The organism is Acidovorax sp. HMWF018, from assembly GCF_003061035.1.
Classification (GTDB): domain Bacteria; phylum Pseudomonadota; class Gammaproteobacteria; order Burkholderiales; family Burkholderiaceae_C; genus Acidovorax; species Acidovorax delafieldii.
Genome location: NZ_QAIM01000342.1, coordinates 1693 through 11180 on the forward strand (window position 1 = coordinate 1693; position 9488 = coordinate 11180).

12 protein-coding genes are annotated in these 9488 nt (G+C 65.5%); 2 read left to right on the plus strand and 10 right to left on the minus strand.

Annotated features, from left to right (window positions below; genetic code table 11):
- Window positions 1-192 (plus strand): ClpP family protease (locus tag DBR23_RS30630; protein ID WP_233250436.1); only part of this gene is annotated, 192 nt, incomplete at its 5' end.
- A gap of 78 nt (window positions 193-270) precedes the next feature.
- Here the strand turns inward: DBR23_RS30630 and DBR23_RS12860 are convergent.
- The 8 genes from DBR23_RS12860 to DBR23_RS12895 form a co-directional block, all read right to left on the minus strand.
- The gene (locus DBR23_RS12860; RefSeq protein WP_108498508.1) at window positions 271-1224 is read right to left on the minus strand and encodes a Gfo/Idh/MocA family oxidoreductase; all 954 of its coding nucleotides are present in this window, start codon (window positions 1222-1224) and stop codon (window positions 271-273) included.
- 24 nt (window positions 1225-1248) lie between these two features.
- Window positions 1249-2115, minus strand: a complete 867-nt coding sequence (locus DBR23_RS12865) for a class III extradiol dioxygenase subunit beta (RefSeq protein WP_108498509.1) — start codon at window positions 2113-2115, stop codon at window positions 1249-1251.
- Window positions 2116-2117: 2 nt separating this feature from the next.
- Window positions 2118-2558 (minus strand): protocatechuate 4,5-dioxygenase subunit alpha, encoded by a 441-nt coding sequence (gene ligA / locus DBR23_RS12870; RefSeq protein WP_108498510.1) that lies wholly within the window; start codon window positions 2556-2558, stop codon window positions 2118-2120.
- A gap of 4 nt (window positions 2559-2562) precedes the next feature.
- Window positions 2563-3492, minus strand: a complete 930-nt coding sequence (locus DBR23_RS12875; RefSeq protein ID WP_108498511.1) for an amidohydrolase family protein — start codon at window positions 3490-3492, stop codon at window positions 2563-2565.
- A gap of 33 nt (window positions 3493-3525) precedes the next feature.
- The gene (locus tag DBR23_RS12880) at window positions 3526-4530 is read right to left on the minus strand and encodes a tripartite tricarboxylate transporter substrate binding protein (RefSeq protein ID WP_056742992.1); all 1005 of its coding nucleotides are present in this window, start codon (window positions 4528-4530) and stop codon (window positions 3526-3528) included.
- Between the two features lie 86 nt (window positions 4531-4616).
- Window positions 4617-5300 carry a 4-carboxy-4-hydroxy-2-oxoadipate aldolase/oxaloacetate decarboxylase gene (gene ligK, locus DBR23_RS12885; RefSeq protein ID WP_056067987.1) on the minus strand — a complete coding sequence of 228 codons (684 nt, stop codon included), beginning with the start codon at window positions 5298-5300 and terminating at the stop codon, window positions 4617-4619.
- Between the two features lies 1 nt (window position 5301).
- Complete coding sequence (locus DBR23_RS12890; protein ID WP_108498512.1) at window positions 5302-6336, minus strand: amidohydrolase family protein; 1035 nt, start codon at window positions 6334-6336, stop codon at window positions 5302-5304.
- Between the two features lie 35 nt (window positions 6337-6371).
- Window positions 6372-7064, minus strand: a complete 693-nt coding sequence (locus DBR23_RS12895; protein ID WP_108498513.1) for a substrate-binding domain-containing protein — start codon at window positions 7062-7064, stop codon at window positions 6372-6374.
- 169 nt (window positions 7065-7233) lie between these two features.
- Between DBR23_RS12895 and DBR23_RS12900 the strand changes: the two genes are divergently transcribed.
- Window positions 7234-8199 (plus strand): LysR substrate-binding domain-containing protein, encoded by a 966-nt coding sequence (locus DBR23_RS12900; protein WP_056067984.1) that lies wholly within the window; start codon window positions 7234-7236, stop codon window positions 8197-8199.
- Window positions 8200-8315: 116 nt separating this feature from the next.
- Here the strand turns inward: DBR23_RS12900 and DBR23_RS12905 are convergent, their stop codons facing one another.
- Both DBR23_RS12905 and DBR23_RS30635 read right to left on the minus strand, forming a co-directional pair.
- Entirely contained in the window at window positions 8316-9230 is a 915-nt protein-coding gene (locus tag DBR23_RS12905; protein ID WP_108498514.1) for an NAD(P)-dependent oxidoreductase, read from the minus strand.
- 42 nt (window positions 9231-9272) lie between these two features.
- Window positions 9273-9488 (minus strand): tripartite tricarboxylate transporter substrate-binding protein (locus tag DBR23_RS30635; RefSeq protein WP_255581687.1); only part of this gene is annotated, 216 nt, incomplete at its 5' end.

Here is a 9488-nt window from a genome sequence, read left to right on the forward strand (position 1 = left end):
ATCGCCATCCAGGCGCGCGAGATGGTGAAAGCGCGTGAGCGGATTGCAGCCACCATCGCTCGGCAGACCGGCAAGCCGCTGGAGGTGGTGCTGGCAGACATCGAGCGCGACCGCTGGCTGTCGGCCGAAGAGGCCGTGGACTATGGTCTGGTCTCGCGCATCATCGAGCACAAGGCGGCATTGAAGGAGTGATGCCAGGCACCCCTAACTATCAAATGCATAGCTGCTGGCGCTTGATATAAAAGCGCCAGCAGCCAATTGGGCTTGCAATCAGCCTGCGTTGAGCTGCAGCTCCAGGTCGTGCAGCACCTGGTAGCACGGCAGCACCTGTGCCACGCTGGCGTTGGGCTCGCGGCCTTCGCGGATGGCGGCGAAGAACTCGCGGTCCTGCAGCTCGATGCCGTTCATGCTCACATCGACCTTGCTCACGTCGATCTTCTCTTCCTTGCCATTCACCAGGTCGTCGTAGCGCGCGATGTACGTGGCCGAGTCGCCGATGTAGCGGAAGAAGGTGCCGAGCGGGCCGTCGTTGTTGAACGAGAGCGACAGCGTGCAGATGGCACCGTTGGCGGCCTTGAGCTGGATGCTCATGTCCATCGCAATGCCCAGCGTGGGGTGGATAGGGCCCTGGATGGCGTTGGCCTTCACGATGGGGCTGCCGGCCTGGTAGGCGAACAGGTCCACCGTGTGGGCAGCGTGGTGCCACAGCAGGTGGTCCGTCCAGCTGCGGGCCTGGCCCAGCGCGTTCATGTTGGTGCGGCGGAAGAAGTAGGTCTGCACATCCATCTGCTGGATGTTGAACTCGCCTGCCGTGATCTTCTTGTGCACGTACTGGTGGCTGGGGTTGAAGCGGCGGGTGTGGCCACACATGGCCACCAGGCCGGTCTGCTTTTGCAGGGCGATGACCTTCTCGCCATCGGCCAGCACGTCGCACAGCGGGATCTCGACCTGTACATGCTTGCCCGCTTCCAGGCAGGCGAGGGTCTGGCTGGCGTGCATCTGCGTGGGCGTGCACAGGATCACGGCGTCCACCTCCTTGATCGCCAAGCTGTCGGCCAGGTCGGTGGTGACATGCTTGATGCCGTACTTGTCGGCCACTTCCTGGGTCTTGGCCAGGTCGCGGCTGATGAGGGAGACGACTTCAACGCCGTCAATGTTCTTGATGCCGTCCAGGTGCTTGATGCCGAAGGCGCCAGCGCCGGCGAGTGCGACTTTGATGGTCATGGTGTGTGTCCTTTGGCGTGTTTTTTAGGTGTTCTCAAGAATCAGGTGGCCCACGGCGGTGTTGGACGCGGGCACATGGTAGAAGCGGTGCGCCAGCTTGGGCGGCTTGCCACCGGCCACATCGGCCATGGCGCCGCGGGCGATGAGCCACATCACGAGTTCAATGCCTTCGCTGCCGGCTTCGCGTACATAGTCGATGTGCGGGATGCTGGCGGCGGCCTCGGGGTCGTTGATGAGCTTGTCGAGGAAGACGTTGTCAAACTCCTTGTTGATGAGACCTGCGCGCGGGCCCTGCAGCTGGTGGCTCATGCCGCCCGTGCCCCAGATGTGCACGTTCAGGTCTTCGTCGTAGCTCTCCACGGCCTTGCGGATGGCCTGGCCCAGGTTGTAGCAGCGGCGGCCGCTGGGCACGGGGTACTGCACCACGTTGACGGCGAACGGGATCACCGGGCAGGGCCAGGCGCCCGTCTTAGGATCTTGCTGGCCGCACATCAGCGACAGCGGCACGGTGAGACCGTGGTCCACGTCCATCTTGTTGACGATGGTGAGGTCAAAGTCCTGCTGGATGACCGACTGGGCAATGTGCGCGGCCAGGTCGGGGTGGCCCTGCACCACGGGCACGGGGCGGGGGCCCCAGCCCTCGTCGGCGGGCTGGAACTGCGCGGCCGTGCCGATGGCGAACGTGGGGATCATCTCCAGGCTGAAGGCCGTGGCGTGGTCGTTGTAGACCAGGAAGATCACGTCGGGCTTGTTGTCCTTCATCCATTGCTTGGAGAAGTCGTAGCCCGCGAACAGCGGCTTCCAGTAGTCTTCCTGCGTCTTGCCCAGGTCCAGCGCAGCGCCAATGGCAGGCACGTGCGACGTGAACACGGAGGCGGTGATCTTGGCCATGGTCAGTTTCCTTTCTTGCCGGAAGCGCCTTGTGGCTGGCGGTGAGCCTGTGCGTCGCCGTCTTCGCCGATCACGCGGTTGCCATTGGCCGAGCGGCCGCCGCTGATCATCATGTTGCGGTATTCCTCTTCGGTCATGCCGGTCATGCTGCCCGCCATCTGCTGGAAGCTCTTGCCATCGGTGGCGCCGATCTTGGCCAAAAAGTAGATGTTGCCGCCCAGGCGGATGCACCAGTTCAGGTCGCGTGCCAGCACGGCCTGCTTCTGCTCTTCGGTCATCGCCCATTCATCGAGGTAGGCGCGTTCGTTGGCCTTGAAACGCTCGCGGTTGCCAGCCTTCATCAGGCTCATGCAGAACTGGTTGAGCCAGTAGCCCTTGCGGCTTTGCTCGGCGTCGAAGATGGTCGTGCCGGGCACGTCCAGGTAGGGTTTGTCGAGTGGCATGGCATCAGCCTTTCTTTGTCACTTCTTCAGGCCAGTAGAGGCGCATGGGGTTATCCACCAGCAGCTTTTGCTGCAGCTCGGCCGTGGGGGCGATGTGCGGAATGAAGTCCACCAGCAGGCCGTCGTCGGGCATGTGGTCCTTGAGGTTGGGGTGCGGCCAGTCGGTGCCCCAGAGCACGCGGTCGGGGAACTCTGCGACCACCTTGCGGGCGAACGGGATCACGTCGGTGTAGGCATTTTGCTCGCCGTTCAGGGCCTTGGGGCCAGTCACGGAGAGGCGCTCGGGGCAGCTCACCTTGCTCCACACATTGGGATGCTGGCGCATGAACTTCAGGAACAGCTCAAACTCCGGTCCGTCCACTGGCTTGTTCACATCGGGGCGGCCCATGTGGTCCACCACCACGGTGGTGGGCAGGGCAGTGAAGAAGTCCCACAGCTCGGGAAGGTCCACGGCCTCGAAGTAGATCACCACGTGCCAGCCGAGCTTGGCGATGCGCGCGGCAATCTCCATCAGCTCGTCCTTGGGCGTGAAATCCACCAGGCGCTTGACGAAGTTGAAGCGCACGCCACGCACACCGGCGTCGTGCATGGCCTGCAGCTCTTGGTCGGTGACCGAGCGCTTGACGGTGGCCACGCCCCGCGCCTTGCCGCCAGAGTGGACCAGCGCATCCACCATCGCGCGGTTGTCCGCACCGTGGCAGGTGGCCTGCACCACCACGTTGCGCGCAAAGCCCAGGTGGTCGCGCAGCGCGTACAGCTGGTGTTTGCTGGCGTCGCAGGGCGTGTACTTGCGCTCGGGCGCGTAGGGGAACTCTGCCCCGGGGCCGAACACATGGCAGTGCGCGTCCACAGCGCCTGCGGGCACCTGGAAGCGGGGTTTGCTGGGGCCGGCGTACCAGTCCAGCCAGCCGGGGGTCTTGGTGAATTCGCTCATGGGCGTGGGTCCTTGGTTGCTGGGTGGGGCAGGTCAGTCGAGGGACACGTTGGCCTTCTTGATCACGTCGCCAAAACGCTGGCTCTCGTCCTTGACGAACTGGGCGAACTGCGCGCGCGTTGTGGGGAAGGGCTCGTAGCCAAAGCTCTTGAACTTCTCCTGCACATCGGCGCCGGACAGGGCCTGCTCGATGTCCTTGCGGATCTTGTCGGTCACGGCAGCGGGCAGGCCGGGCGGCACGGCGATGGCGTTCCAGCCCGTCACCTCAAAGCCCTTGGGGCCACCCGATTCGCCCACGGTGGGCACATCCGGAAAGCTGGCCAGGCGCTGCGGCGCGGTGACGGCCAGAAAGCGCAGCTTGCCCGCACGTTGCAGCGGCCCGGCCGTGGCGGCGCTGCCCAGCGCAAACGACAGCTCGCCGGTGGAGACCGAGGTGTAGAGCTGCGTCGTCTCTTTGTAGAGCACATGCTCCATCTGCGTGCCGGTGGCGCTTTCAAACAGCTCGGAGCCCAGGTGCACCGGGTTGCCGATGGACCAGGAGCCGTAGTTGAGCTTGCCGGGGTTGGCCTTGGCGTCGGCCACGATGTCGCCCACGGTTTTGTATTTGCTGTTGGCGGCCACGGTGAAGAAGAAATAGGTCTTGAACAGCGGCAGCAGCGTGTCGAAGTCTTTGGCCGTGTCGTACGGCAGCTTCTTGAACAGGCTGGGGTATGCGGCCAGGTGTACGTTGTCGAGCACGATCAGGTCATGCCCGTCCTTGGCGCCGCGCTTGAACGCATCGATGGCGATGAAGCCGTTGCCACCGGGGCGGTTCTCGACCACCACGGGCTGGCCCCAGCTCTTGGACAACTTGTCGGCCACCAGGCGGGCCACGCCGTCCGGGCCACCGCCCACGGGGAAGGGCGTGATGATGCGCACGGGCTTGGACGGAAACGCCTGCGCCGAGGCGAACTGGGGCACACAGCCCAGGGCTGTGGCCAGTCCCACGGCCAGGCCCACACGGCGGGAAAGAGAAACAGGAGACACGGAACAACGCATGGAAAGAAGAAGCTATTTGCTATTAATTACATAGCTGCAAGCGCATGATTGACTAGCGCTTGCAGCCCAAAAGACTGAAAAACCGCTCAATCGATGTACTTGAGGCCCGCCTTCTCCAGGCCGGGGCGCATGTTGTACATGTCCAGGCCCAGCACGCCGCTGGCGAGCTTGGCGCGCTTCTCGCCCTCAAAGCTCTCGCGCTTTTGCGCGGCGGCCAGGGTCTCGGCCGCGCGGGCGGCGGGCACACACACCACACCGTCGTCGTCGGCCACGATCACGTCGCCCGGGGTGACCAGTGCACCGGCGCACACCACGGGGATGTTGACCGAGCCCAGCGTGGCCTTGATGGTGCCCTTGCTGCTGATCGCGCGGCTCCAGACGGGGAAGTTCATCTCCTGCAGCGTCTTCACGTCGCGCACACCGGCGTCGATGATGAGCGCGCGTGCGCCCCGGGCCTGGAAGCTGGTGGCCAGCAGGTCGCCAAAGTAGCCGTCGGTGCACTCCGAGGTGACGGCCGCTACCACGATGTCGCCGGGCTGGATCTGCTCGGCCGCCACATGCATCATCCAGTTGTCGCCAGGCTGTAGCAGCACGGTGACGGCCGTGCCGCTGACCTGCTGGCCGCTGTAGATGGGGCGCATATAGGGCTTGAGCAGGCCCACACGGCCCATGGCCTCGTGCACGGTGGCCGAGCCGAGTGCAGCCAGGCCGTCAGCGGCTGCGCGGTCAGCGCGGGTGATGTTGCGATAGACAACGCCAAGTTCAAACATGTCAGAGCCCCTTTGCCTTCAGGCGTGAATCGAGTCGGGAGAACACGCGGCGCGTGTTGGCTTCGTAGATCTGGTGCTTGTCTTCCGCGCTCAAGATCTTGGACGCCTCGATGTAGCGCTTGGTGTCGTCGTAGTAGTTGCCGGTGGTGGGGTCAATGCCCCGCACCGCGCCGATCATTTCGCTGGCGAACAGCACGTTCTTCACCGGGATCACGGTGTTCAGCAGGTCGATACCGGGCTGGTGGTACACGCAGGTGTCGAAGTACACGTTGTTCATCAGGTGCTCGTCGAGCAGGGGCTTCTTCATCTCCTGCGCCAGCCCACGGAAGCGGCCCCAGTGGTAGGGCACTGCGCCACCGCCGTGCGGGATCAGGAACTTGAGCGTGGGGAAGTCCTTGAACAGATCGCCCTGGATCAGCTGCATGAAGGCCGTGGTGTCGGCGTTCAGGTAGTGCGCGCCGGTGGTGTGAAAGCACGCGTTGCAGCTGGTGCTCACGTGGATCATGGCGGGCAGGTCGTACTCCACCATCTTTTCGTAGATGGGGTACCAGTGCTTGTCGGTCAGCGGGGGGCTGGTCCAGTGCCCGCCCGAGGGGTCGGGGTTCAGGTTGATGCCCACCGCGCCGTATTCGTGCACGCACTTTTCCAGCTCGGGGATGCAGGTCGCGGGATCGACACCGGGGCTTTGCGGCAGCATGGCCACGGGCACGAAGTGGTCGGGGAACAGCGTGGAGACCCGATAGCACAGCTCGTTGCAGATGGCGGCCCAGGTGCTGGACACATTGAAGTCGCCGATGTGGTGGGCCATGAAGCTGGCGCGTGGGCTGAACAGCGTGATGTCGCTGCCGCGCTCCTTCATCAGCTTGAGCTGGTTGGTCTCGATGGACTCGCGCAGCTCGTCGTCGCTGATGTGCAGGTCTGCCACTTTGGGCATGGCGGCGGGGTCTTTGATGCCGGCGATCTGCGCATTGCGCCAGTTCTCCAGCGCCTTGGGGGCCGTGGTGTAGTGGCCGTGGCAATCGATGATGAGGCTCATTTTTGGGTGCTCCTGGAAGGTGTTCTTGTGATCGGTCAGGCGGGGGTCATGCCCTGCTTTTGCTTGGCGTCCGCCGCAGCGGGAGAAGCCAGGTAAGCCAGCAACGCACGTGCTGCATCCGCCTGTTGCGAATGCACGCCAACGCCTGCGGAAAACGTGGTGGTGATCTGGATGGCCGGTGGCAGCGGGCCCACGATCTGGATGCCCTGCACGTGCAGCAGCTCACTCAGTTGCTGAAAGCCCAACGCCACCTCGCCCTTGGCCACCAACGAGCCCACGGGCACGCCGGGGGGCGCCTGCACCATGCGCGGGTCGATCTGATCGGCAATGCCCCAGCGCTCGAACAGCTTGGCCAGTGCCACGCCGCTGGGGCCGGTGGACAGGCTGATGCTGGGCGCTGCCAGCACGGCAGCGCGCACAGCGTCTTCGCTCGACAGGTCGGGCAGCGGCGCGCCGGCAGGCACGGCCACGGCCACGCCGGAGTGCACCCAGTCCACCTTGCTGCCGGGCACCAGATGGCCCGCGGCCAGCAGCTTGTCGATGGCGTCGGACGCGAGGATGACCACGTCGAACGCCTCACCGGCCGCCACACGCTTGGCGGCGTCCACACCGCCCACCGATTCGATGGCGGCCTGCGTGCCCGACTGCCGCGCAAAACCGGCCACCAGATCGGCCAGCACCTGGCGCGTGGCCATGGAAGAAATGCCTCGGATCACTGGCGCCGTCATGCGTTGTCTCCTGCCGGGCTGCGGGTGGCCCAGGCGGTGCGTGCAGTTGTATACATGCCGCCGATTGTGGGCAGCCGCAGCCCAAACATGAAGGCGGCACCGGCACTACCAGATATATCATTCCGTGATCGTTGACCTACAGCTATTGCAAATAGCAGAGAGCCTTGCCATGGACCTCAAGCAGATTGAATACTTCGTGCGGGTGGCCGAGCTGGGCAGCTTCACCCGCGCGTCGGTGGTGCTGGACATTGCCCAGCCCGCACTGAGCCGCCAGGTGCGCCTGCTGGAGGTGGAGCTGCGCCAGAACCTGCTGGTGCGCAATGGCCGGGGCGCCACACCCACTGAGGCGGGCAAGCTGCTCCTGGAGCACGGGCGCGGCATCCTGCACCAGGTCGAGCGCGCGCGCGAGGAGCTGGGCCGCGTGCGCGGCGCCCTGGCCGGGCGCGTGGCCATCGGCCTGCCGCCCAGCATTGCCAAGGTGCTGACGGTGCCGCTGACCCGCGCCTTCCGCGTGAAGATGCCGGACGCGGCGCTGGCCATCAGCGAGGGCCTGTCGGTGGCCATGCGCGAGTCGCTGACCACCGGGCTGCTCGACATCGCACTGCTTTACAACACCACGCCCGCGCCGGGCATCGAGACCACGGCGCTGCTGGAGGAAGACCTGTTTCTGGTGCAGCGCCGCGCCCCCGGCCAGAGCGAGGCAGAGGCCGATGCCCTGGCCCGAACGCCCCTGCCGCTGGACGAGCTGCCGCGCTTTCCGCTGGTGATTCCCACCCGCCCCAATTCCATCCGCATGCTGGTGGAATCCGAACTGGCCGCACGCGGCAAGCGCCCGCAGATCAGCCTGGAGATCGACGGCGTGGCCGCCATTCTGGACCTGGTGGCCGATGGCGCGGGCTGTGCGGTGCTGCCCATGAATGCGGTCACCACGTCGGGCAAATCGGAAGTGTTCAGTACCCGGCCCATCCACGGCGCGGGCAGCGATGGGGACGGCGAGGAGGAAGGCGGCAGCACCCGCCTGCGCAGCAAGCTGTTCATGGCCGTCAGCTCGCAACGCCCGGCCACACTCACACAGCAGGCGATGGCAGAGCTGATTCGGACGACGCTGCAGGCGTTGTACAGGTCTCCCCCCTGAGCCGCTGCGCGGCATCCCCCCAACGGGGGACGGCACCCTTGCTGCGGGGCGGCCCTTGCTCGGTGCCTCTGGCATTGCGCCGCGCCAGTTTCACCGGCGGGTGGCGATTCGCAGGCTCAGTCCTTTGCAGGCACGACGGACAAACTGCCCAACACCCGGTCCGCATAGTCCTGCCAGCGCGCGTCCTTGGGCAGGCCGTGAAAGACGCCTCCGCGCGCGAGGTCGGCCACCCACTGCTGCTTGGCGGCGATGGCCGAGGCCATCAGTGGCTCCATGCCGGCCTCGTGCACCGTGTGGGCCGATTCGCGCATCTCTTCGGCGCGGCGCTGGCCGTGCTGCACGACGCGGCTGAAGAAGTAGCGACCCTGTTCGTGCCAGTCGATGGAGGGAAAGGTCTCGGCCAAGGTGGGCAGCACATGGTCTTCCACGCCGTAGTGGCGGGCGGTGGAGTAGCTCTCAATCACCAGGGCTTCGAGGCCCTTGATCATGATGCTGCGGCACATCTTGATGGCACTGGCCACGCCCAGTTGCTCGCTCACGGGTTGGGCATCCATGCCCCAGCTGGTCAGCACAGTGGTCAGCGCGGCAGCCTGCACGCCGCCCAGCAGCATGGGCACGCGGATGCCGTAGGGGGGCACCGAGGTCATCACGCCCGCCTCGACATAGTGCGCACCCCGCGCCTCGATGAGCGCAGCGGCCTGCTGCTTGGTGCCGGGCGATGCCGAGTTGAGGTCCAGGAACACGGTGCCGGGGCGGATGTGCTGCGCGGCCTCCTGCGCCACGACCAGCGTGTTCGATGCGGTGACGGCCGAGATGATGCAGTCACAACGCGTGCACAGTGCCTGCATCCCATCCACGGCCACCACGCCCGCTTGCGCGGCGTGCTTCTGCAGGGCGTCGCGGTGCGCGGGGTCGGCCAGCTTCAGGTCCCAGGCAGCGACCGAGGCCACGCCGGGCTGGACACGCAAGCCCGCACTGAAGATCTTGCCCACCTCGCCATAGCCCACGAGGCCGATGTGTGTGATGTTCATCCGATTTGCCTTTCGGTCACAAAAGCCGAAGCGCAGCAACCGTCACTGCCGCGCGATCTTGGCCCGGGCGATCACGTCGCTCCAGCGGCGCACATCGGCCGCCAGGTGCTCGCCCAGTTGCGCGGGGGTGCTGCCCTGGGCATGGAGGTTCAGTTCCAGCAGGCGCTTTTTCACATCGGGCTGGGCCAGTGCGGTCTGCACTTCGCGCGACAGACGCTCCACCACGGCAGCAGGTGTCTTGGCGGGCACGGCCAGGCC

Bases quoted from the DNA above. Each gene is read 5' to 3' on its own strand.
- ligA (WP_108498510.1), bottom strand. From the start codon at position 2,558: ATGCCACTCGACAAACCCTACCTGGACGTGCCCGGCACGACCATCTTC.
- DBR23_RS12875 (WP_108498511.1), bottom strand. From the start codon at position 3,492: ATGAGCGAATTCACCAAGACCCCCGGCTGGCTGGACTGGTACGCCGGC.
- DBR23_RS12880 (WP_056742992.1), bottom strand. From the start codon at position 4,530: ATGCGTTGTTCCGTGTCTCCTGTTTCTCTTTCCCGCCGTGTGGGCCTG.
- DBR23_RS12900 (WP_056067984.1), top strand. From the start codon at position 7,234: ATGGACCTCAAGCAGATTGAATACTTCGTGCGGGTGGCCGAGCTGGGC.
- DBR23_RS12865 (WP_108498509.1), bottom strand. From the start codon at position 2,115: ATGGCCAAGATCACCGCCTCCGTGTTCACGTCGCACGTGCCTGCCATT.
- DBR23_RS12860 (WP_108498508.1), bottom strand. From the start codon at position 1,224: ATGACCATCAAAGTCGCACTCGCCGGCGCTGGCGCCTTCGGCATCAAG.
- DBR23_RS12890 (WP_108498512.1), bottom strand. From the start codon at position 6,336: ATGAGCCTCATCATCGATTGCCACGGCCACTACACCACGGCCCCCAAG.
- ligK (WP_056067987.1), bottom strand. From the start codon at position 5,300: ATGTTTGAACTTGGCGTTGTCTATCGCAACATCACCCGCGCTGACCGC.
- DBR23_RS12905 (WP_108498514.1), bottom strand. From the start codon at position 9,230: ATGAACATCACACACATCGGCCTCGTGGGCTATGGCGAGGTGGGCAAG.
- DBR23_RS12895 (WP_108498513.1), bottom strand. From the start codon at position 7,064: ATGACGGCGCCAGTGATCCGAGGCATTTCTTCCATGGCCACGCGCCAG.